The following is a 23,143-nucleotide window of genomic DNA, read 5'->3' on the forward strand; positions in this document are numbered from 1 at the left end:
TCAATAAACTTTCACATTTAATACAAGTTCTATAAAAAGTCTTACAATGCAAAACGCATAATAAAACAAATTCTTAAATTTCTTAAACCAGCCTTAGAATTAATTAATAAACCTAACATCTCTCTTAGAAGATTATAACATGACTTATAACATGACTAAAGTATCAGACTTAAAAACACAGAACTTAATTAATATTCATTCAAATAATCCTTCAAATAATCCTTCACTAAAAAAACCAGGACTTCTTGTTTTAGATGTAGACGCCACTCTTATTGAAGAAGAAGTTATAGATTTATTAGGAGACATTGCTGGAGTTGGCTGCGATTTGGCATACATAACGTCTAGAGCAATGCAAGGAAAAATGGACTTTAATACGTCGCTAAAGCTAAGAGTTTCTATGCTTAAAGGACTTGACTATTCTTGCGTTAGACAAGTTGCGCAAAATATTCATGTAACAAATGGAGCTAAAAAACTTATAAGCACATTGCACTCTTTTGGATGGAAAGTTGGAGCTGTTAGCGGCGGATTCAAGCAAGTTTTAGACGATTTTTTGCCAAAACTAAACATAGACTTTTGGGTTGCAAACAATCTAGAAGTCGTAGATTCTAAACTAAGTGGAAAAGTTATTGATCCAATAGTAAATCGTCAATATAAAGCAAAAGCATTGACTAATTGGGCGCGCAAGAACAATATTGATATTGCTCAAAGCGTTGCTATTGGAGACGGCGCTAACGATATAGATATGATTAAAACAGCAGGATTAGGCGTAGCATTTTGCGCAAAACAGTTATTAAAAAGTCAAGCTAAAGCAAGCATAGATACACGAGACCTAAGCCTAGTTTTAGATTTACTAAATTAACGTTTACTCACTAACTTTTAATCCAAGTAGGATTCGCTACTTAAGTGCGCTCCTCTTGCCCAATCTGCAGCATTCATAGCTTTTTTACCTTGCGATTTAACTTCTAAAAGCTCAATAGCTCCACTTGCACATTCAACCCAAACATTGTGCTTTTTTGCAAGAATCTGCCCATGTTTAAGCTCGTTTAGACTATGTAATTCAATATCTTCATCTTTTGCTAATGCGCAAGCAAGAACGTGCAAAGTGATTGTTTGCAAATCACTAGAATCAACATGAAGATTGCACCAAGCTCCAGGATTTGGCGTGCAAGCGCGAATCTGCCTATCGATTGCAAACGCTGGAATATCAAAACGAATATGAGCATCTTCAACAGTGATTTTTTGAGCGATTTGGCAAGGCGTAGAGTCTTGCTCAACAGGAACAATTTGACCAGATTCCAAGCCAACAAGAGCAGAGCAAAGAAGATTTGCGCCATCATTGCTTAATCGCGTAAGCAAATCGCCAGCTGTTTCATGAGCGCCAATCTCGGTAGTCATTTGTGCAAGAATCGGACCTTCATCCATTCCGCGCGTAATCTTAAAAACTGTTGCACCTGTAATATCGTCCCCAGCCCATATTGCGCGCTGAACAGGAGCAGCACCTCGCCACTGCGGAAGAAGCGAAAAATGCAAGTTGTACCATCCTAAAGGAAGAGCATCTAAAACCGATTGGCGAAGAATCTTTCCGTACGCAACTACGGCTGCAAGCCTTGCGCCAGTAGCTTTTAGAGCACTCACGCACTCTTGCTCATTGCTAGGATTAACCTCTAGAACAGGAATCCCAAGCTCAATCGCAGCTTTTTTAACAGCACTAGGAACAAGCTTTCTACCTCTGCCAGTCGGAGCGTCTGGACGAGTAAGAACAGCTCGAACATCAAAATGCTCTTTGTCTTGAGCGAGCGCGCGCAAAGGAGCAACAGCAACATCTGGAGTTCCAGCAAATAAAATAGGCAATACCATAAGTCAACTCCTTAAAATACTAAGAATCATTAAAATCCTAAATCCTAGCAAAATGCATCTTTTAGCTTGCTAAAGAATCCCTTTTTATTGCCCACTGGCTCCGCAATAGCATGTTGCTTTACTTCGCTAACTTTTTCATCGTGCAAGTTTGCAAACTTTTCAATCAAACTACGCTCTTCTTCGCTAAGCTTTGTTGGAATATTAACAAGAATGTGAACAATAAGATTTCCTCTATCTTTACTTCCAAAAACAGTAACACCCAAATCGTAAAGAGGAATCGTGTCTTCGTTTTGCGTTCCAGCAGGAATTTCAACACTCTTTTTGCCATCAAAAGTATCAATATCTACTTTGTGACCAAGCACAGCCCAGCTCATTGGAACGTCAATCCAGCAATGTAAATCGTTTAAGTCTCTAGTAAATTGCTCGTCTTTGCGAATACGAACGTCAACATACAAATCGCCAGCTGGACCGCCACATTCGCCTATTGCTCCTTGAGACGCAAGTCGCAAGCGAGAGTTGTCTTTAATTCCAGCAGGAATCGTGATTCCAACTTCTCGAGAAGTACGAACGCGACCATGGCCGTGGCAATTTGGGCAAACATTTTTAATAATCGTTCCGTGGCCTTCACATGCACGGCACGGCTCCGAAGACATCATTTGACCAAACATTGTGCGAGTAACTCGTTGCACAAAACCAGCACCATTGCACTCTGAGCAAGTTACAGGATCTGTTTTATCTGCCGAACCTTTTCCAGCACAATCTTGGCAAAGACCGAAAGTTGAAACATGAACCTTAGCGTTTCCGCCAAAAACAACAGTTTTAAGGTCAACCTTAACTTCTGTTAGCGAATCTTCACCGCGATTAACGCGCGGAATAGGAGATCCAGCATTAGCACCAAAAGACCCAGAGAAGAACTGGTTTAGAATATCTCCCATATCCATATTCATATTGGCATACGCGCCAGCGCCAGCACCAGCACCCGATGCCGATAAATTGTTTGGATCTACGCCCATATCTACCATTTTGCGTTTTTCTGGATTAGACAAAACGTCGTATGCAGCGTTAACTTCCTTGAACTTGTCTTCAAACTCAGGACCTGCAATATCTGGATGATACTTTCGACTTAACTTTCTATAAGCTTTGCGAATCTCATCGTCGCTAGCGTTAGAATCAACACCTAAAATCTTGTAATAGTCAGTCACTTAACTCCCCTTTTATGTTCTAAAATTATTTTTGCATAAGGCACAGCCAGCTAGTTTTTATGAATTTGCTTTTATGAATTTTCAGATATAAACGTATTAAGATATTTTGCTACAGCTTTAACAGCCGTCATTGTTGCAGCATAATCCATGTGCGTAGGTCCGATTGAGCCAATAAACGCCGAATCGGAATCTGAATTGTAGCCATAAGCGCTTGTTACAACAGAAGCATTTAGAAGACCAGGCGTGTGAGTTTCCGAACCTATTGCAACGCTAACGCCACTTGCGCAATCGTTTGCTTCTTCGCTTAGCGAAGTCATAAGTCGCATAATAACAGCTTGCTCTTCTAGAGCGTCAAAAAGAGACGCAAAATCGCCAATATTTTGCCTATGCGCAAGTTGAGAAGCTCCAGCCATGTACAAATCGTGGGAATGCTCGCCATCGTGCATATCTTCTAACGCGTTAGCAAGTTGACTAATAACTTGCAAAGCAGAAGCTAAATCCTGGCGATTTGCTAGAGAATAAACACGTTTTGAAGCATCAAGAAGAGATAATCCAATGCAATCATCGTTAACCATATTAGTTAGATGCAACAAATCATCTGCATCTATGTTTGATGCTTGAATAATGTGTTGCGCAACGCCTCCAGCGTCTGTAATCACAACAACCAAAAGCGTAGAAGACGATACTTGAACAATCTCAATTCTTTTTACTTTTGACTTCGACAATGCAGGAGATGCAACCAGTGCCACTTGACCAGTTATGCTTGCAAGAAGTCGCGCTGAGCGTTGTAGAGTGTCTTGTAAACTTACAGATCCACTTAAAAACGTGCGAATCCCTCGCCTTTGCGCATTAGAAAGCGGGATTAGCGCCGCCATTCCGTCAACGAAATATCTGTATCCTTTTTCTGTAGGGATTCTTCCAGCAGAAGTATGTGGTTGAATCAAGTAGCCTTCTTCTTCTAGAAGAGACATATCGTTGCGAATCGTTGCAGAACTAACGCCTAATTTGTGATTTTTAGCTAAAGATGCAGATCCAACAGGCTCATGCGAACGAATATAATCTTCAACAACCGCACGCAATATCATCATGCGTCGTGATTGCATTGATTCTCCTTTATTAAAACGTCAAACTCGATTAAATAGCGCTAATAATTTTTATAAATAGCACTAATCGTTTCTTAATTCACTGCTAACTATTATATATGCCAAAATAATATGTGATAACAATATGTGATTAAGTATTATTAAGTATTTTTAATAAATCACTTTTACAGAATAACAGCTAACTATAAATATAAACTTTTGTTATGTTTTGACACACTTTGTTAGAAATTCGTCTGATATAAAAGATAGGATTAAAGGGCAATGTGAGGGTAATGGCCAGCGTAAGCTGTGCGCAAAAACCCGAATTATTGGAAGGAAAGTAGATCACATGACCGATTTCAACTGGTCTGCATTAGACGAGCGCGCCGTAAAGATGGCGAAGGTTCTCTCGGCTGATGCTGTTGAGCGAGCAGGACACGGACATCCTGGCTCCCCTGTTTCATTGGCACCAATTGCGTACACCTTGTACCAGCACTTCATTAAGCACGATCCTGCTGACCCAAAGTGGGCTGGCCGCGATCGTTTTATTCTTTCTGGCGGTCACGCTTCGCTTACGCAATACGTGCAATTGTTCTTCTCTGGTTACGGCTTAACTCTTGACGATCTTAAGTATTTCCGTGGCGGTGCAGACACGCGTACTCCTGGTCACCCAGAATATGGCTTAACTCCAGGCATTGAAATGACTACTGGCCCACTTGGTCAGGGTCTTGCTTCTGCTGTTGGTTTCGCTTATGGCCAGCGCTTTGAGCGCGGTCTTCTTGACCCAGAAGCTCCAGCTGGAACTTCACCATTCGATCACAAAGTGTGGGTTATTTGCGGTGAAGGCGACGTTGAGGAAGGCGTTTCTTCTGAAGCTGCTTCCTTGGCTGGAAACCAAAAGCTTGGCAATTTGACTGTAATCTTCGATGCAAACCACATTCAGATTGAAGGCGATACTAAGCTCACCTTCTCTGAAGATATTCTTGCTCGTTACCGTGCATACGGTTGGTACACCGACGAAGTTAGCTTCATTCAGCCAGACGGTTCCTACAAGGAAGACGTTCAGGCTTTGGCTGCAGCTATCGAAAAGGCTCAGGAAGTTACCGATAAGCCTCACTTCATTAAGGTTAATACTTTGATTGCTTGGCCAACCCCAGGTAAGACCGACAACGAAGCTTCTCACGGCTCTAAGCTTGGTGAAGAAGCTGTTAAGGGCTTGAAGGAGCTTTGCGGTTTCGATCCAGAAGTTTCGTTCCCAATCGACGAGGAAGCTTTGGCTCATGCCCGTAAGGTTGCCGAGCGCGGTTTGGCTGCTCACAAGGCTTGGGATGAAGCTCTTGCAAAGTGGGCTTCTGCCAACCCAGATAAGGCTGCTCTTTACGATCGTCTTAAGGCTGGCAAGCTTCCAGAAGGCTTCGACAAGGCTATTGACGACTTGGTTGCTGGCTTCGAAGTCGGTTCTAAGGTTGCTACCCGTAAGGCTTCTGGCGCAGTTCTTAACGCAATTGCTGCTGTTATGCCAGAACTTTGGGGCGGTTCTGCTGATTTGGGTGGCTCCAACAACACCAACATTAAGGGCGCTGACTCCTTCGGCCCATCCGAGGACGCAACTCGCACTTGGCCAAACGTTTCCGAGTACGGCCGTCAGCTTCACTTTGGTGTGCGTGAGTTTGCAATGGGTGCTATTACCAACGGTATTTTGCTTGGTTCTAACACTCGCCCATTCAACGGCACATTCTTCCAGTTCTCTGACTACGAGCGCCCAGCAGTTCGCTTGGCTGCTTTGATGGAGATTCCAAACCTCTACGTTTGGACTCACGATTCCGTAGCTTTGGGCGAAGATGGTCCAACTCACCAGCCAATCGAACACTTGGCTGCTTTCCGCGCTATTCCTCAGCTTGAGGTTGTGCGCCCTGCAGATGAGTACGAGACTGCTGAAGCTTACCGCTACTTCTTCGAGAAGAAGAACAACTACCCAACCGCTATGATTTTGACTCGCCAAGGCGTTCCAACTCTCGCAGAAACTGCTCAGAAGGCTCGCGAAGGCGTAAAGCACGGCGCTTACGTTTTGGTTGATTGCGAAGGCACTCCAGACGTAATCATCATGGCTACTGGCTCCGAAGTTCAGTGGGCTGTTGCTGGTGCCAAGACTTTGGCAGCTGAAGGCATTAAGGCTCGCGTTCTTTCCATGCCATCTCTAGAATGGTTCGAAGAGCAAGACGAAGAGTACAAGGAAGCAATCCTTCCAAAGTCTGTTAAGGCTCGCGTTTCCATCGAAGCTGGCTTGGCATTGCCTTGGTACAAGTATCTTGGCGATTGCGGCAAGGCTGTTTCTATCGAACAGTACGGCTTGCAGGGTGACGGCGGTCAGAACATGATCGACTTGGGCATTACTGCTGAGCATGTAGTAGAAGCTGCTAAGGCTTCTATCGAAGAAGCACGCGCTTAAGATAGCAAGTAATCAAAATAAAACTTGATGTGTCAAAATAAAATTGATTCATCACAAAAACTCGAAGTGCTAATTTAGCAACTTCACTGGAAACAGCAAAGGCGTGTTGATGTTAAGCTACAAATTGTTTAACATCAACCGCTGTTTCCTGTAAAACGCCAACACTACCAACGTGTTCCAATTGGTGGAGCACAGTGTTAAGGAGATAACATGACTGAAGCAACGCAGCGCACTAGCGATTCCGGCGTTTCTATTTGGTTGGACGATTTGTCCCGTACCCGCATTGAGTCTGGCTCTTTGCAAGATTTGATTGCTAACAAGAATGTTGTTGGTGTTACTACCAACCCATCTATCTTCCAGAAGGCTTTGAGCCAGGTTGGCCCATACGACGCACAGCTTAAGGAACTCGGCAAGGTTGACGTTGAGACCGCTATTCGCGAGTTGACAACCACCGACGTTCGTAACGCAACTGATATCTTCCGTGAGATTGCAGAAAAGACCGACTTTGTTGACGGCCGCGTCTCCATCGAAGTTGACCCACGCTTGGCTCACGATACTGCTAACACCGAAAAGCAGGCTGAAGAGCTTTGGGCAAAGGTTGATCGTCCAAACGTTATGATCAAGATTCCTGCAACTTTGGAAGGTCTTCCAGCTATCACCGCTACCCTCGCTAAGGGTATCTCCGTGAACGTAACCTTGATCTTCTCCCTCGAGCGCTACGAGCAGGTTATCGACGCCTTCATCGAAGGTATTGCTCAAGCTGCTGCTAACGGCCACGACTTGAAGCACATTGGTTCCGTAGCTTCCTTCTTCGTCTCCCGCGTTGATAGCGCTGTTGACAAGCTCCTCGAAGCTAACGGTTCTGCTGAAGCTAAGGCTCTTGAAGGCAAGGCTGCTGTTGCTAACGCTCGCTTGGCTTACGAACTCTTCGAGAAGAAGTTCGCTGCCGACCCACGTTGGGCTGAGCTTGAAGCCAAGGGCGCTAAGAAGCAGCGTCCACTTTGGGCTTCCACTGGCACCAAGAACGCAGCTTACTCCGATTGCAAGTACGTTGACGAGTTGGTTGCTGAGCATGTTGTTAACACCATGCCAGAGAAGACTTTGAACGCTCTTGCTGATCACGGCAACGGTGCTGCTTCCATTAAGGGCACTTACGAAGAGAGCCACGCTGTTATGAACAAGCTTGCTGAGCTTGGCATTAACATTAAGGACGTTACCGACAAGCTTGAGGCCGACGGTGTTGCCGCCTTCATCAAGTCTTGGGATTCCGTGATTGCAGACGTACAGTCTGGCATCGATCGCGTAAACGCCTGATTTGATTAATCAGTAATAGCTAAACATAAACCGCACATGAACGTGGATTAGTTCACACATGTGCGGTTTTGTTTTGCATTTTTATCAATCGCAATAAAAAAGCTACCCAGTGTTATTTTCTAAGCTAAGTAATTGAAAAGAGACAGACAGTGTAGTTCTGTCTCTTTTCACGTAGAATTTTTTAATTGGCAGAAATATATACCTGATGGATAGGTATGTGTTCCTGCCTATTTTTATGCAATTTTTCAAAACAATAAAAAGAACATCATTAGATTAATAAGGAGGAAAATATGAAAACATTAGTAAAAAAGACAATGGGTCTATTGATGGCAACATTAGTAGCATTTGGTGTAATGGCTGGAACTACACAGGCATTTGCGAACGAAGGGCAACCTGTATATAACAGCTAAGAGGAGTAAGACCTTTTTTGTCTGATAAATTCGATATTACGAAGTATAAGAATTATAAGTTATTGGAAGATTATGATAAGAAGAACTTGTTTGATGTGGAAGAGTATTTGAAGAATAGGGAGAAGGTAAAAATAAACAAAAACAGTGTGATTATAAGAATATAGTTGAATATTATTACAAATTATTTTCGGGTATAATTTATTTATAAACCACTAACAAGGATATGGAGCTTGGTTATATTGATCCTGTGATGTAAATAAAAAGGAGGATTTATGAAAAATACGAAAAAATGTCCAAAGTGTGGGGGAAGTGAAATTATATTTGTGCCTGGATCTGCTGGTGCTTATGGGACTGGAAATAATGTTATGACTGGCCATACAATTATGTCGGCAGTACCTGTTGATAGGTATATTTGCACTGCCTGTGGTTTTAGCGAGGAGTGGATTGACCTTGATAATATGGATAAATTAAAAAAGAAATATGATGAGATTTAAATGAGAGTTACTTTTATATGGGGGTGGGATAGATGATTAATAAACCAAATGTGCCAATTTGCTTTGTAAATCTTTATTTCAGCTGCCTTTCTCACACTCATCAATCATTCGGTTAAATTCAGATCTTGATGAACCAACCTTAGCTGAAGCAACATCAAGAAAAATATCTGCAACAAACCAAGTCATGTGAGCAGCAGCAAGACGAGTAAGACCAGACACCTGAACAGCAAGACTATCCAGCTGCTCTTTACGATTTGTGCTCACACGAGCATAAACCCCAACCGCATAATCCTTAATTACACGCTGAGGATGGATGACTATCACATCTTTATTTAGCTCATCTATCTTATCCATAGCCATCTCTCCTTATTATTAGACTAACGAAACTTAGATTTCTTCTCCATGATAATTAGCCTAAACCTTATTTTCCCACTCCACAAGGTGGGTGCAAAAGGAGTGTTCAGTAAGGGATTAAAAGAAAACCAACTGAAAGCCTTTAAGCGGGAACATAAGAAATAAAACGACCATACAAGAGTAGAGATACTCTGTGTGGCCGTTTTCTTATACTCAGATACCGAAATAGTATTTGAGATTTTTAGAACAAACCTTGTATTTGAGCTTGTATTAACACTGCAGTAACGCTGGCACCTGTATTAATTAAAAAGTCTTTTAGTCCAACCAATGCTGATTTTAAAATATGCGGTTTCTTCTCTTCTTCAATTTTTAATTTGATGTCAGCTAATAATTCTGTTGCGGTTTCTATATCCTCTTTTGATAAATCAGATTCACTAATACTTTTTTCAACGGCATCAACTACATCCTTAACTTTATCATAGGAAAATGTAACTGTATTCTCACTTCCAGACACTATCTGTACATTATCGGATGGCGAATTGATCACACTTGTATTCCCGTAATAATTATTCACGGTTTGCGGCATGTTCACTGCGGATTCTTTTTCAGTCTCAGAGAAAACCATATTTTCCCCTACAATACCTTCCGATTCTAATTTCAATGTCCATTCTAAAATAGTATTTTTGACTTTTTCTTCAATGTCTTTAACTGCAGTTGTAGGTACATGTAATGCATAATCCATTGGAAGTAGCGAATCAGCCATTTTATCAAACAATGCAAGTTGTTCGCCTGAAAAATCTAAAGTTAATACATTTCCTGAGGACTGACATAAAGAAATGATTTCAGAAATTGAATTTACTAACTTTCTTTCACAAATCTTTTTTTCGTATTCATTATCCTGTATTGAGGTTGGAATCCAACCGCGATAAGGATTGAAAGTTTTTAAACTTCCACGAACCTTTCTATACTCAGGGCAAGATTCTGGGTCAGGATAACCATTTAATTCGTGTTGAATCCATTGATCAAAATCAGCAAGCTTTAATTTTGATGCAATCAAATGTGCTTTGCGTAATATATTAACAACATCGCAATTTGATGACACAATTTCATTCTGTAATTCTAAAACAATACTTCCCATGTTATTCACCATCCTTCTTTCTACCATATAGGGCACTATTCTCAGCAAACATCATAGTTCTTCACATAGAAGCAATAAGGAAAAGGAATAATCTAACTTTCTGAAGTTGTTTCAGAATGCTCCTCAAAATTTTCTACCTGCTCCATCACCTTTGTGAACACTTCAGGACTATACTGTGGCGGATAGCCGTTCTTAACCAAACAAATCTTTATCTTCAATTTTAACTGATTACGCACATTCTGATTGTTGAGCCAGTCCACAAATGAAGACTCGGTATCTATTATTTCCTTAACTTTTTTAGCAAGTGTCTTGCATTTATCGTTTATCACAACACCGTTAACTTCTTTGTCAATGCCATATTCAAACTTATACTGGTCACGAAGAGCAATCAAAATATCATAGAATGCCTTTTCTTCAAAGGTTAATCCTATTTTACGGAAACTCTCACGATTTTCGTTCATCTGACGAAGTATCACTAAAGCTTGTTCAGTTGCAGCCTTAATAATATCTTCTGAGGCAGCTTCCTGTGTTGCCCCGGCTTCTTCAGCAGTAAGGTGCTTACGTCTTTCATGGTACTCATCAATAGTCTTTTCAATCATTTCTTGGAAAGATTTCGCTGCTAATTGGTTAACCCTGCCATATTCCTTTATTTGCTTACGGAGCATTTTGATAAGTAATTCTAACTTTGTAGCAGGCATTTCTACATCTGATAATTTTTCAAAGTATTCAGGAGAGAAGATATCTTCTTCCTCGCCACTTTCAAGAACACTTTCTACCTTATTGTATTTTAATGCCTCTTCAACCATCTTTGATACCACAAGATTCATAGTTTCAGCATCAACATCGCTGGTTCCACTCATTTTACGAACGAAGCCTGCTATAGCCATAAAGCACTGTGCAAGCGCAGATTCTTCTTCGCCCAGATTTCCAGAAGGTTGGCAAATATCAAAAGCACTTCTCATTCTCTTAACAGACTTTAAGAAATATGTCTTAAATGAGACCTGATTAGTTTTTCCGTTTCCTTCTGTCTGCAAGACCTGTGCTGATGTAAAGACATACTCAGCCGCTTTGGAAAGTAATTTATATCTTTCAACAGGGTCACATTTCGTATTAAGGAATGGAGCTAAGTCATAATCTGTAAACAGTGCTTTAAGTATTTCAATCTCCTCCCTGAATGCAGAGGTAGCCTGCTCAACGTCATCCGATGTGGGAGCAACTGATGTATCACCACCGTAAACCTTCATGGCCTCACGCATATTATCGCGAATGCCAATATAGTCGATAACCATACCATATTCTTTGCCGGGATATTTTCTGTTTACACGACTGATAGTTTGAATCAGCAAGTGCTTCTTCAAAGGCTTATCGTTATATAAATATGTAAGTGACGGAACATCAAATCCCGTAATCCACATATCAACTACGATAACAATATGGAAATTAGACTTTTCCAGTTTAAAGGCTGCATCCAGTTCTTCGCAACGTTTATCATTTTTAACTCCACCAAGATAGTTATACATCTCAGCTTCATCATTACTTCCAACACTCGATACCATAGCCATAAATGGCATAGGCTTTAATTCTTTAAGTTCTTCATCTGTTGCAGTAACTCCGTCAGGAGTTTTCTTTTCTTCAAACCATTCCGGATATTTATCCTTGAATTTCAAAAGAAGTGAATATGCAATTTTTCTGCTAGAGCAGACAATCATTGCTTTCTGAATTCTATCTGGGTCACTATCACAAGATGAAATATAATGGTCATGAATATCTATAGCAAGCCTCTCCAAGCGAGAAGGCTCGCCAAGGATAACTTCCATAGAACTCATTGCACGTTTACTGGCTTCAATATCATCATACGTTGCACCATCATCGGCACACTTTTTATAGTAATTTTCAATTTCTTTAGCTTTGGTCTTATCAAGTAACACCTTGGCAATACGAGGATGATACTTAATAGAAACAGTTAGTCCATCTGCGACCGCCTGATCCATAGTGTATCTATCAATTTCCTGACCAAAGGTCTGATATGTTTCGGCAATAGGAGTTCCTGTGAAACCTACAAACGTAGCATGTTGAGGCGGTAAGTTTGCTAGTCAAGGAGTAAAACGACGAAGATTAGCATTTACTTCCGCCCATGCGATAGCTGTCCGTGATTGACAAGTGCTAGCACGCAGACAGAACGGAGATAGCGAACCGCTGAGTGTGTCGCTCTGCTCGTAAAAGCTTAGAAACCTTTGAACGAAAGGGATAATGAAAGCCTTGATTGCAAGGCTTTTTGCTTTATGGTGGGTAAGTATCAGAGTGAGAAAATTTTTGGAATGAGTAGAAGTGATAGCTAGAAATTATCAGTTTCTATTTCCATTTACCCTGTGGGTACGTGTTTGTTTCCATTGACAAGGAGTTTGTGGGAATAGAAATGTACCCACCTTGTTTGAATCAAGTGAAGTGTAGTTGAAGGAAATCTGTTGAAAGCAATACTTCATTTTACCGAATAAGTAATAATTTAGGCAACTTCAAATCGATTAAAAAAAAAACTATTTTAAAGGTTAAGAGTAGACAAAAATTGTCCACTCTTTTTTGCAAACTCAATTTATCAATAAATGAAATGAGGGAATGTAAAATGAAATATTTTGAGGTTGAGTTAGAAAATCCTGATGAATTTTTAAAACTACAAACAGAAGATTTTGTGAAAGCTAATCGCTTGCTACTAAGGAAGATAATCCAGAGCGTTACAGTCTATGAAGAAAACTTCGTCATATCCTTTAAATCTGGCATCGAATTGGAAGTATGAGTCTCATTCCATAACTTTTATATTGAACATATCATCTTGTTGTGTTATACTATAAATTGATATAAACAAAGATGTAGGAGGAACCGAAACTATGACAGCCTCAATGCGTTTAAGATAAGCTGGCAATAAAAAAAGCAGAATCTATACCCGATGATAGGCTTTTTTGTTGTGCTTATTTATACGATATTGAGCATTCATTAGTTACGGTGAGGATATTGGTTATTTAACTATACCTTTATTTAACTATGTCTTTAATATGAATGTTTCCAAATTGTATGTATGCAGACCAAAAGCCACATTGTGGGGTTTGGCCTGCATTTTTTATTGCCTAGAATGCTATTCAAAATAGAAATTCAAGCAAAATAATATGCAGGAGATAATATAAATGGAAAAATACAACAATTGGAAACGAAAATTTTATGCAATATGGGCAGGGCAAGCAGTATCATTAATCACTAGTGCCATCCTGCAAATGGCGATTATTTTTTACCTTACAGAAAAAACAGGATCTGCGATGGTCTTGTCTATGGCTTCATTAGTAGGTTTTTTACCCTATGCGATTTTGGGACCTGCCATTGGTGTGCTAGTGGATCGTCATGATAGGAAGAAGATAATGATTGGTGCCGATTTAATTATCGCAGCAGCTGGTGCAGTGCTTGCTATTGTTGCATTCTGTATGGAGCTACCTGTCTGGATGATTATGATAGTATTGTTTATCCGTAGCATTGGAACAGCTTTTCATACCCCAGCACTCAATGCGGTTACACCACTTTTAGTACCAGAAGAACAGCTAACGAAATGCGCAGGCTATAGTCAGTCTTTGCAGTCTATAAGCTATATTGTTAGTCCGGCAGTTGCAGCACTCTTATACTCCGTTTGGGATTTAAATGCTATTATTGCCATCGACGTATTGGGTGCTGTGATTGCATCTATTACGGTAGCAATTGTACGTATACCTAAGCTGGGTAATCAAGTGCAAAGTTTAGAACCAAATTTCATAAGGGAGATGAAAGAAGGAGTTGTGGTTCTGAGACAAAACAAAGGATTGTTTGCCTTATTACTCTTAGGAACACTATATACTTTTGTTTATATGCCAATCAATGCACTATTTCCTTTTAATAAGCATGGAACACTTTAATGGAACGCCTGTGCATATTTCTATTACGGAAATTTCCTTTGCATTTGGGATGCTAGCAGGAGGCTTATTATTAGGAAGATTAGGGGGCTTCGAAAAGCATGTATTACTAATAACAAGTTCATTTTTTATAATGGGGACCAGTTTAGCCGTTTCGGGAATACTTCCTCCAAATGGATTTGTAATATTCGTAGTTTGCTGTGCAATAATGGGGCTTTCGGTGCCATTTTATAGCGGTGTGCAAACAGCTCTTTTTCAGGAGAAAATTAAGCCTGAATATTTAGGACGTGTATTTTCTTTGATCGGAAGTATCATGTCACTTGCTATGCCAATTGGGTTAATTCTTTCTGGATTCTTTGCTGATAAAATCGGTGTAAATCATTGGTTTTTACTATCAGGTATTTTAATTATTGGCATTGCTATAGTTTGCCAAATGATAACTGAGGTTAGAAAATTAGATTTAAAATAAACAATATTGGAGGAATATTTATGTATCTTATTTTCATGTAACTCTTCCTGCTAAAATCGCAGGGTTTTCCCTGCATACAAGCAAATGAAAGCATGCGATTATAGACAGGAGGAAATGTTATGGAATTAATATTAAAAGCAAAAGACATTCGTGTGGAATTCAAAGGACGCGATGTTTTAGATATAAATGAATTAGAAGTATATGATTATGACCGTATTGGTTTAGTAGGAGCAAATGGTGCTGGAAAAAGCACTTTACTCAGGGTACTTTTAGGAGAATTAACTCCCCCAGGATGTAAAATGAATCGTCTGGGTGAACTTGCCTATATTCCCCAGTTGGACGAAGTAACTCTGCAGGAGGAAAAAGATTTTGCACTTGTAGGCAAGCTAGGTGTTGAGCAATTAAATATACAGACTATGAGCGGTGGTGAAGAAACAAGGCTTAAAATAGCACAGGCCTTATCGGCACAGGTTCATGGTATTTTAGCGGATGAACCTACGAGCCATTTAGACCGTGAAGGAATTGATTTTCTAATAGGACAGCTAAAATATTTTACAGGTGCACTGTTAGTTATTAGCCATGACCGCTATTTTCTTGATGAAATAGTAGATAAAATATGGGAACTGAAAGATGGCAAAATCACTGAGTATTGGGGAAACTATTCTGATTATCTTCGTCAGAAAGAGGAAGAACGTAAGAGCCAAGCTGCAGAATACGAACAATTTATTGCGGAACGTGCCCGATTGGAAAGGGCTGCGGAGGAAAAGCGAAAACAGGCTCGTAAAATAGAACAGAAGGCAAAAGGTTCTTCAAAGAAAAAAAGTACTGAAGACGGAGGGCGTTTAGCTCATCAAAAATCAATAGGAAGTAAGGAAAAAAAGATGTATAATGCTGCTAAAACCCTAGAGCACAGGATTGCGGCCTTAGGAAAAGTAGAAGCTCCGGAAGGCATTCGCAGAATTCGTTTCAGGCAAAGTAAAGCATTGGAGCTCCATAATCCATACCCTATAGTCGGTGCAGAAATTAATAAAGTATTTGGGGATAAGGCTCTGTTTGAAAATGCATCTTTTCAAATTCCGTTAGGAGCAAAAGTGGCGTTAACTGGTGGTAATGGAATCGGAAAAACAACTTTAATCCAAATGATCTTAAACCATGAAGAAGGAATTTCTATTTCGCCTAAGGCAAAAATAGGTTACTTTGCACAGAATGGTTACAAGTACAACAGTAATCAGAATGTTATGGAGTTTATGCAGAAGGATTGTGACTACAATATATCAGAAATTCGTTCAGTGCTAGCATCTATGGGGTTCAAACAGAACGATATTGGAAAAAGTTTATCTGTTTTAAGCGGTGGAGAAATTATAAAATTGTTGCTTGCTAAAATGCTCATGGGTAGATATAACATCCTAATAATGGATGAACCCAGTAACTTCCTTGACATACCAAGTTTAGAGGCTTTGGAAATACTAATGAAGGAGTACACCGGAACTATCGTGTTTATCACCCACGATAAACGATTACTCGAAAATGTAGCAGATGTAGTTTATGAAATTAGAGATAAGAAAATAAATCTGAAACATTAAATTTAAGGTAGTCGCTGGTCAGTATAGTCTGTTCTGGTTGGCGACTCCATTGTTAAAGAGTATAAAGACTTTAGATTTTATGAATATTAAAAATAGGAACAGTCAATTGAACTGCTCCTATTTTTCTGCTAAATATATTGTAGTTTTCTTATATGTATAATGATAGATTAGCGGATTCTCATCTACGGTACTTACTTCAAATATGAAGAAGTGATCGCGGTTACCTGCATATTTGTTTTCTAACGCTTTTAGTGCGAGTAGGTTATCTCCATGTATGAGCATGTTTTCTGTATTAGGATCATTTTTGCAGTTTGATTTTTCTTTATCCTCAACTAGAATCCTAGGCTCTATTTTGATTTCTTTATCCTTACCAAGCCACGTAAGTTCCAGTTTTTGATTATTAGCCATTACTTTTCATCCTCCGCTATAAATTCCAAAATATCGTTGGGCGTGCAGTGTAAAGCTGTGCAGATACCTTCCACTTTTTCCAGTGATATATATTGCCCAGTGCGTAGTTTCGTAATAATGTTGGCGGAAATATTGCTCATTCTCATTAAGTCCTGATTGGAAATATCTTCTTCAATCATGCGATGTAATAGTTTTTTATAACTAACAGCCATAATTCCCTCCTTATTTTAATAGTTAAATATTATCACGATTCTGTGAGTATATCAACGATATAAAGAGCTAGCCACTCCGGAATATAGCAGATTAAAAAAGTCTCCTTTGCTATTCATTCAAGGCAAATGCCTAATGAATGCTTAGGAGATTTTTATTGTCAAAAATTTTTTCTAAAACCGTCAGATTACACCCTCTTTCATGGCTACCAAGTAGAAGACCAAAAAAACTTTTTAAGACAGGTTAAAAAGTCGGCTTTTTCTTTTGCCTGTGATGTAGAAGGGATAAGCCTTCTAGAAAAGGAGGATCAAATATGGATCTAGAGAAACTGCCAAAAGCACTAAAGAACAAGAATATCTTTTGTTCATGGAAGTACGAGCAGCAAGAAAACGGTAGGCTCACTAAGCCGCCTTATAACCCCATAACGGGAAAGAAAGCAGCTACAGACAACTTAAGCGATTTCACCTCGCTTGATGATGCCATGAAAGTAAAAGACCAATACGACGGAATTGGTATAAAGCTTGTTGATAACCTCTTAGGCATCGATTTAGACCACTGCATCGATAATGGCATCATTAAAGACTGGGCAAAAGAGATTATTGCCCATTTCAAGCACGCTTATATCGAATACAGCCCAAGTAAGCATGGCTTTCATATCTTGCTTCTGTTTAACGGCGCATACGATAAAAAGTCTTATTACATCAAGCATGGGGATATTGAGGTTTACAGCGCTCTAGCTACGAATCGCTATCTAACAGTTACGGGCGACGTGTATCAGGAAGGCGAGCTTTTAGAAGACGATGAAGCCATCATGTGGCTTTTAGACACGTACATGAAGCGAAACATAAACACTCATGAAAAAGAAAATAACGCGTGTACAAGGTCATATTTAAGCGATACATCTGTTATTGAAAAAGCTGGCAACGCCATAAATGGAGCTAAATTTACAGCACTTTGGCATGGTGACATTTCGGCTTACCCTTCTCATAGCGAAGCAGATGCCGCGCTTGTGTCTATTCTTGCCTTTTACTGTGGCGGTAACAAGGAGCAAATAGACCGACTTTTTCGTAAGTCTGCTTTATTCCGTCCTAAGTGGGATGAACACCGTGGCGCGGATACTTATGGCAACACAACCATTCAGAAAGCTGTTTCTAAATGTCATACCTTCTATGAGCCTTTCCATAATGCAAGTGCTGAGGAAGACTTTGATGATCTCTTATCTAAATTACAGGAACTAAAGCCTGATGAAAATATACGATATCGCAACGGTGATTTAGGTAATGGCAGATTGTTTGCTGATATTTTCCAAAACATTCTGCACTATGTACCGGAGCGCAAAATGTGGTTCATCTTCGATGGTGTACGTTGGACTTGCGATATTGGAACGCTTAAAACGATGGAACTATGCAAGGATTTAGCTCTTTCTCTTATACGTTATGCTGGTGTCATTAAAGACGAGAGAACCCGTTCCATGCTTGTTGAGTATTGGAACAAATGGAGCAGCCGTCGTAACCGTGAGATTTATATCAAGGAAGCTCAAAGCGTTTACCCCATTTCGATGGAAGCGTTCGATAAGAACATTTATCTATTTAACTGCCAAAACGGAACTTTAGACCTTCAGCACGGTGTATTTCGCAAGCACTTAGCAACAGATCTTATTACCAAAGTATCACCTGTGTTTTATGACCCGAAGGCAAGAAGTGAACGTTTTCGCCAGTTTGTCGATGAAATTATGAGCGGAGATTGTGAGAAAGCCTTGTATCTTCAAAAGTCATTAGGCTATGCGTTAAGCGGTGATACACGCTATGAGTGCATGTTCTTTCTTTTTGGAGAAAGCACAAGAAACGGTAAAGGCACACTCATGGAAAGCGTTCTGTCTGTGATGGGCGATTACGGAAAAGCGGTACGCGCGGAAACCATTGCTCTAAAGAAGAACCCTAATAGCTCACAGCCGACCGAGGATGTAGCACGCCTTGCCGGTGTTCGCTTTGCCAATATATCTGAGCCGAGCCGAGGACTATTCCTTAATTCAGCCCAAGTTAAATACATGACGGGAAGTGATACCTTAAACGCTCGATTCCTGCATGAGAACAGTTTTGACTTTAAACCACAGTTCAAACTGTACGTGAACACCAATTATCTGCCCGTCATCAGCGATATGACAGTGTTTAGTAGCGACCGCATGCAGATTATTCCCTTTAACAGGCATTTTGAAGCGTGGGAACAGGATAAAACCTTAAAGGCGGAGTTTTCTAAAAAAGAGGTGCAAAGTGCCATTTTAAACTGGCTTCTTGAAGGCTTTACCCACCTCCGAGATGAAGGCTTTAAGCCGCCTAATAGCGTTCTTGATGCCATTTTTAGTTATGCCCACGACAGTGACAAGATGGCACAGTTTGCTGAAGATGTACTCGTTAAAGACCAGAGCTCTGAGATTCGAACGGCAGTTGTATACGACCACTACAAGAAGTGGTGCATTGATAACGGCTGTTTTTCTGAGAACAGCAGAAACTTCAATCAGGAATTAAGAAAATTTGCCGAGGTTGTAAGAAAGCGTCCCAAGACAGGCGGAGAAAAAACCACGCTTCTTAAAGGCTACAGGCTTAAAAGTGAGTTTAGCGATTTTTTAAGTGGCAACTAGTGGCAGTTAATAACCTATATCCCCATATAACCCTATAAGGCAATAACGAAATTTAACTGCCACATCATGCCACGTTTAAGGAGGTGGTGCCTATGATTGCGTAATTCGTATCGCAAACCTGTGTTGAACATGAAGAAGAAATACTATCATGCACAAATCAAAATACTGAAATGATTTCAGCTTTTTGACAACATTGAAGAAAGAAAACCTGCCTAGGTACTGTGCTGTTAGAAATTTATTCGCATACTACTTTCTGAACCTAACCCCCTAGGGGGGTCAAATCTCTAAAGAGTACCCCTTCGGGAACGGGCGCAGGGTCTTGCGTGCAAAAACAGCGAATTCAAAAGGGTAAATGGGCAAAATCAAGCAAATTACTGCAGTAATTGCAGAAAACAGTAATGAAAGGAACTAACAATTATGATTAACAGAGATATTGAAAAAGAAATGAAACTAGCAAGTCAGGACTACCACAACACGTTTTGGAACGTACTGCGCGACGCAAATGGTAATGCGAACAATATTGCAGGAAAACTGCGCCACATTCATACAGGTGCCTATGATTTGCCGACTTCTTCTCTAGCAAAACTCGAAGCAAAACTTGCAAACAAAAGTAATCTTAGAAAACTGTGTACAGTGGTAAAAGCACACTCGCAATCAAGCAAATTGTTCATCTATGAAGGTACACCGTTCACTAAATGGATGAAAGATTATGATGCGAATATCATTACACATATGCCTATTAAAGATGGCTTTAAGCGTATTGATGTAACGGATTATACCCTAGTTAACCTTATTCGTTTGGGTACGGATTTTACAGCTGATCTTGACTTTGATATCGAAGAGTTCATCACAAGCGAACTGACAAAGCAATTTACATTGAGTGAGTCGGAAGCTTTTATAAATGGCGATGGGATAACTAAGCCGACAGGAATTTTATCAGATACATCAGGTGCTGAGGTTGCTGTGCAAGCAAAAGAGATTTCCGCAGATACCATCAAACATTTATTCTTCTCGCTAGATAGTAAGTATCGAGAAAATGCCACGTGGCTTATGAATGATGAAACTGCTCTTTATCTTCAAACCTTAAAGGACACTACCGGAGCATACATCCTACCTGATTTTGATGGCAACTTAATGGGCAGACCTGTGGTCATTGACAATGCCATGCCTTCTTCGCAAAAGGGAGCAAAAGTTATCGCCTTTGGTGATTTTTCCAACTATTGGATTATCGAACGCCATAACCCAACCATCAAGGTTCTAAACGAAATATTTTCTCTTATAGACCAGATAGGTTACCTCTCTTTTGAGTATTTGGATGGGAAACTGGTACATCCTGAAGCAATTAAAGTATTGCAACTTTCTTAAACAAGGAGGTCAAAATGCATGGATGAACAAATTAAGGATACACCGGTAAAAACCGAAGTGTTAAGAATCGGAAATACTGAATTTACGGTTAACTCTCTTGAAAGCAAGAGTGCTCAGAAAGGTGTCAAAGACCTAATCAAACACCTTATTTTAAGCAATTTAAACCATGTAATAGAAGCTAAATAACTTGATAAATTCTGAGTTATACGGGAATATATACTGACCGCTTGAAGGCTGTCGGAAAGGAGGAAAAACAGATGAATAAACTAAATAGACAGCCTTCTTATACTCTAGATAATGTAGGCAAGATAACGGCACTTTACTGCCGTTTATCCAAAGACGATGAATTACAAGGTGACAGCAATTCCATTATCAATCAAAAGAGCATGCTGAAAAAGTATGCCGAGGATAATCATTTCAACAATCTTATGTTCTTTGTAGACGATGGCTACTCGGGTACTAATTTCCAGCGACCTGATTGGCTTAAATTAACTGCTCTCATTGACGAAGGAAAGATTGGAACCATTATCGTCAAGGACATGTCACGCTTGGGTAGAGATTATCTGCAAGTTGGTATGTATACAGAGATGGTATTCCCTAACGCTGATATTCGCTTTATTGCAATAAATAACGGCGTAGATAGCAATAATCAGTCAGACAACGACATGACACCTTTCATCAACATCTTCAATGAGTTTTATGCTAAAGACACAAGCAGAAAAATAAAAGCTGTGTTTAAAGCAAAAGGACAAAGTGGGAAGCCGCTCTGCATCAATCCTCCTTACGGATATCTTAAGGATCCTGAAGATAAAAATCATTGGATTGTAGATGAAGAAGCTGCCAGTGTAGTGCGTGAAATCTTTAGACTCTGCGTTAATGGGTATGGGCCTAGCCAGATTGCCAATGAGCTAATCAAAAGGAATATTCCAACACCTTCTGAGCATTTTTTCTCTCTTGGTATTAAAATTCCTTCCGCGAAATCGGAGATTAAGGGAGTCTGGAATCAAAAAACTATCTCTAATATGCTTGAAAAGCAAGAATATCTTGGGCATACGGTCAATTTCAAAACAAGAAAGAAATCGTACAAGTGCAAGAAAACATTATTGAATCCCAAAGAAGACTGGCTAATTTTCAAAAACACACACGAAGCAATTATTGACCAGGAAACTTTTGATATTGTTCAACGTATAAGAGATGGTAGACGAGTGCGTACCAATCTTGGAGAGATGCCGGTGTTATCGGGAATGCTATTTTGTGCGGATTGTGGTAACAAGCTTTATCAGGTTCGAGGAAAAGGTTGGAGCCATGATAAAGAATACTTTGTCTGTGCTACATATCGTAAGCAAAAAGGCAAATGCTCATCACATCAAATTAGAAATATTCAGATCGAAGCAATACTGCTTCACGAGCTACGAATGATTACTTCATTTGCCAAACAGCACGAAGAAGAGTTCGTGGGACTTGTGATGAAGAAAAGCGAGAAAGAACTAACCCAAAAGTTAAAGTCCTCTAATAGGGAACTCGAGCAAGCAAAAGCAAGAATTAGCAAACTTGACACAATTGTTCAGCATCTCTATGAAGACAACTTAGACGGTAAAATTTCTGATGAACGATTTAAGAGCATGTCTGAGTCCTACGACAAGGAACAAGCTGAACTGAAAAGCAAGATTGAATCCCTTGAAGCCTTTATTTCTAAAGCGCAAGAGGAATGTCTCAACGTGGATTCTTTCTTGAAATTAGTACGACAATACACAGATATACAAGAACTTAATGCAGAGATCATTCGAACCTTTGTAGATAAGATTTATGTTGAAAAATCTGAAAAGGTAGCAGGTACAAGAACCAAGAAACAAACCATATGGATACAGTGGAATTACATAGGTGCAGTTGATATTCCACTCCATAAGTAAAATCGGCGTAGCCGGTAGTAATACCGATTACGCCGATAATTTTTTAGGAATTAAATCCCTAAGTGAATGCCCCTAAAGGGGTGCACTTTTTAACGTTAACATCCTGCGCACTCGACCCTAGAGCGTCGATATCTTCCCTCAAACAGCCAAAACACGTTCAAAAACCGCGAGAACCCAGCCTAAAGCAGCTTCGCATTAAACCTTTTAACGATAGCCCTCGCTAAGCCCTGTTACACAAGGGCAAACTTGCACCCACCTATTAAGCTCTTGATGCTATTAATCTATGATAATTTCACCCCTGTAACTAACCAATTAAAATTTCACCCCCGTGTAA

General features: G+C 40.0%; 17 protein-coding genes and 2 pseudogenes. 10 read left to right on the forward strand and 9 right to left on the reverse strand.

The genetic code is table 11. The annotated features are described in order from the left end of the window. Positions 1–151 precede the first annotated feature (151 nt). Positions 152–859 (forward strand): phosphoserine phosphatase SerB, encoded by a 708-nt coding sequence (gene serB, locus MAF46_RS02290; RefSeq protein ID WP_060786032.1) that lies wholly within the window; start codon positions 152–154, stop codon positions 857–859. Between the two features lie 17 nt (positions 860–876). Here serB and fmt read toward each other — a convergent pair whose 3' ends face one another. The 3 genes from fmt to hrcA form a co-directional block, all read right to left on the reverse strand. Then, positions 877–1,857: a methionyl-tRNA formyltransferase gene (fmt, locus tag MAF46_RS02295; protein WP_060785964.1), complete on the reverse strand. Its 981-nt coding sequence runs from the start codon at positions 1,855–1,857 to the stop codon at positions 877–879. Positions 1,858–1,901: 44 nt separating this feature from the next. Then, a complete protein-coding gene (locus MAF46_RS02300) occupies positions 1,902–3,059 on the reverse strand; it encodes a DnaJ C-terminal domain-containing protein (protein ID WP_060785963.1) in 1,158 nt (385 codons plus the stop codon). Between the two features lie 71 nt (positions 3,060–3,130). Continuing rightward, positions 3,131–4,147, reverse strand: a complete 1,017-nt coding sequence (hrcA, locus tag MAF46_RS02305; protein WP_060786031.1) for a heat-inducible transcriptional repressor HrcA — start codon at positions 4,145–4,147, stop codon at positions 3,131–3,133. Positions 4,148–4,490: 343 nt separating this feature from the next. Here hrcA and tkt point away from each other — a divergent pair, with 343 nt between their 5' ends. The 3 genes from tkt (at position 4,491) to MAF46_RS02325 (ending at position 8,808) form a co-directional block, all read left to right on the forward strand. Next, positions 4,491–6,590, forward strand: a complete 2,100-nt coding sequence (gene tkt, locus MAF46_RS02310; RefSeq protein WP_060785962.1) for a transketolase — start codon at positions 4,491–4,493, stop codon at positions 6,588–6,590. Positions 6,591–6,800: 210 nt separating this feature from the next. Continuing rightward, entirely contained in the window at positions 6,801–7,904 is a 1,104-nt protein-coding gene (gene tal / locus MAF46_RS02315; RefSeq protein ID WP_016798447.1) for a transaldolase, read from the forward strand. Positions 7,905–8,586: 682 nt separating this feature from the next. Continuing rightward, the gene (locus tag MAF46_RS02325) at positions 8,587–8,808 is read left to right on the forward strand and encodes a hypothetical protein (RefSeq protein WP_004111696.1); all 222 of its coding nucleotides are present in this window, start codon (positions 8,587–8,589) and stop codon (positions 8,806–8,808) included. A gap of 78 nt (positions 8,809–8,886) precedes the next feature. Here the strand turns inward: MAF46_RS02325 and MAF46_RS02330 are convergent, their stop codons facing one another. The 4 genes and pseudogenes from MAF46_RS02330 to MAF46_RS02345 form a co-directional block, all read right to left on the reverse strand. After that, complete coding sequence (locus MAF46_RS02330) at positions 8,887–9,162, reverse strand: recombinase family protein (protein WP_004111697.1); 276 nt, start codon at positions 9,160–9,162, stop codon at positions 8,887–8,889. 241 nt (positions 9,163–9,403) lie between these two features. Next, entirely contained in the window at positions 9,404–10,300 is an 897-nt protein-coding gene (locus tag MAF46_RS02335) for an AbiTii domain-containing protein (RefSeq protein ID WP_004122116.1), read from the reverse strand. Between the two features lie 92 nt (positions 10,301–10,392). After that, complete coding sequence (locus MAF46_RS02340) at positions 10,393–12,126, reverse strand: type I restriction enzyme endonuclease domain-containing protein (RefSeq protein ID WP_338029800.1); 1,734 nt, start codon at positions 12,124–12,126, stop codon at positions 10,393–10,395. Positions 12,127–12,189: 63 nt separating this feature from the next. After that, positions 12,190–12,360, reverse strand: a pseudogene (locus MAF46_RS02345) (hypothetical protein); the annotation flags it as partial. A 1,116-nt stretch (positions 12,361–13,476) separates the two neighbouring features. Here MAF46_RS02345 and mef(A) point away from each other — a divergent pair. After that, a pseudogene (mef(A), locus tag MAF46_RS02355) lies at positions 13,477–14,695 on the forward strand (macrolide efflux MFS transporter Mef(A)). Positions 14,696–14,814: 119 nt separating this feature from the next. Beyond that, the gene (gene msr(D), locus MAF46_RS02360) at positions 14,815–16,278 is read left to right on the forward strand and encodes an ABC-F type ribosomal protection protein Msr(D) (protein WP_000420313.1); all 1,464 of its coding nucleotides are present in this window, start codon (positions 14,815–14,817) and stop codon (positions 16,276–16,278) included. Between the two features lie 117 nt (positions 16,279–16,395). On the opposite strand, the gene MAF46_RS02365 is transcribed toward msr(D), so the two are convergent. Beyond that, complete coding sequence (locus MAF46_RS02365) at positions 16,396–16,686, reverse strand: DUF5960 family protein (protein WP_004121959.1); 291 nt, start codon at positions 16,684–16,686, stop codon at positions 16,396–16,398. Further along, positions 16,686–16,898 carry a helix-turn-helix domain-containing protein gene (locus MAF46_RS02370; RefSeq protein WP_004121956.1) on the reverse strand — a complete coding sequence of 71 codons (213 nt, stop codon included), beginning with the start codon at positions 16,896–16,898 and terminating at the stop codon, positions 16,686–16,688. The genes MAF46_RS02365 and MAF46_RS02370 overlap by 1 nt, the downstream gene beginning before the upstream one ends. Positions 16,899–17,209: 311 nt before the next feature. Between MAF46_RS02370 and MAF46_RS02375 the strand changes: the two genes are divergently transcribed. From MAF46_RS02375 to MAF46_RS02390, 4 genes are all read left to right on the forward strand, one after another. Further along, complete coding sequence (locus MAF46_RS02375) at positions 17,210–19,534, forward strand: phage/plasmid primase, P4 family (RefSeq protein WP_004121944.1); 2,325 nt, start codon at positions 17,210–17,212, stop codon at positions 19,532–19,534. Positions 19,535–19,951: 417 nt separating this feature from the next. Next, positions 19,952–20,899, forward strand: a complete 948-nt coding sequence (locus tag MAF46_RS02380; RefSeq protein WP_004121942.1) for a phage major capsid protein — start codon at positions 19,952–19,954, stop codon at positions 20,897–20,899. An 18-nt stretch (positions 20,900–20,917) separates the two neighbouring features. Then, positions 20,918–21,085 (forward strand): hypothetical protein, encoded by a 168-nt coding sequence (locus tag MAF46_RS02385; protein WP_004121940.1) that lies wholly within the window; start codon positions 20,918–20,920, stop codon positions 21,083–21,085. 71 nt (positions 21,086–21,156) lie between these two features. Next, positions 21,157–22,809 carry a recombinase family protein gene (locus tag MAF46_RS02390; protein WP_050567752.1) on the forward strand — a complete coding sequence of 551 codons (1,653 nt, stop codon included), beginning with the start codon at positions 21,157–21,159 and terminating at the stop codon, positions 22,807–22,809. The last annotated feature ends 334 nt before the right edge of the window (positions 22,810–23,143 follow it).

It is taken from the genome of Gardnerella pickettii (assembly GCF_029226345.1).
Classification (GTDB): domain Bacteria; phylum Actinomycetota; class Actinomycetes; order Actinomycetales; family Bifidobacteriaceae; genus Bifidobacterium; species Bifidobacterium piotii.

Bases quoted from the DNA above. Each gene is read 5' to 3' on its own strand.
- MAF46_RS02340 (WP_338029800.1), bottom strand. From the start codon at position 12,126: ATGAGTTCTATGGAAGTTATCCTTGGCGAGCCTTCTCGCTTGGAGAGG.
- serB (WP_060786032.1), top strand. From the start codon at position 152: ATGACTAAAGTATCAGACTTAAAAACACAGAACTTAATTAATATTCAT.
- hrcA (WP_060786031.1), bottom strand. From the start codon at position 4,147: ATGATGATATTGCGTGCGGTTGTTGAAGATTATATTCGTTCGCATGAG.
- MAF46_RS02370 (WP_004121956.1), bottom strand. From the start codon at position 16,898: ATGGCTGTTAGTTATAAAAAACTATTACATCGCATGATTGAAGAAGAT.
- fmt (WP_060785964.1), bottom strand. From the start codon at position 1,857: ATGGTATTGCCTATTTTATTTGCTGGAACTCCAGATGTTGCTGTTGCT.
- MAF46_RS02365 (WP_004121959.1), bottom strand. From the start codon at position 16,686: ATGGCTAATAATCAAAAACTGGAACTTACGTGGCTTGGTAAGGATAAA.
- MAF46_RS02380 (WP_004121942.1), top strand. From the start codon at position 19,952: ATGATTAACAGAGATATTGAAAAAGAAATGAAACTAGCAAGTCAGGAC.
- tkt (WP_060785962.1), top strand. From the start codon at position 4,491: ATGACCGATTTCAACTGGTCTGCATTAGACGAGCGCGCCGTAAAGATG.
- tal (WP_016798447.1), top strand. From the start codon at position 6,801: ATGACTGAAGCAACGCAGCGCACTAGCGATTCCGGCGTTTCTATTTGG.
- MAF46_RS02335 (WP_004122116.1), bottom strand. From the start codon at position 10,300: ATGGGAAGTATTGTTTTAGAATTACAGAATGAAATTGTGTCATCAAAT.
- MAF46_RS02330 (WP_004111697.1), bottom strand. From the start codon at position 9,162: ATGGATAAGATAGATGAGCTAAATAAAGATGTGATAGTCATCCATCCT.
- MAF46_RS02375 (WP_004121944.1), top strand. From the start codon at position 17,210: ATGGATCTAGAGAAACTGCCAAAAGCACTAAAGAACAAGAATATCTTT.
- MAF46_RS02385 (WP_004121940.1), top strand. From the start codon at position 20,918: ATGGATGAACAAATTAAGGATACACCGGTAAAAACCGAAGTGTTAAGA.
- MAF46_RS02390 (WP_050567752.1), top strand. From the start codon at position 21,157: ATGAATAAACTAAATAGACAGCCTTCTTATACTCTAGATAATGTAGGC.
- MAF46_RS02325 (WP_004111696.1), top strand. From the start codon at position 8,587: ATGAAAAATACGAAAAAATGTCCAAAGTGTGGGGGAAGTGAAATTATA.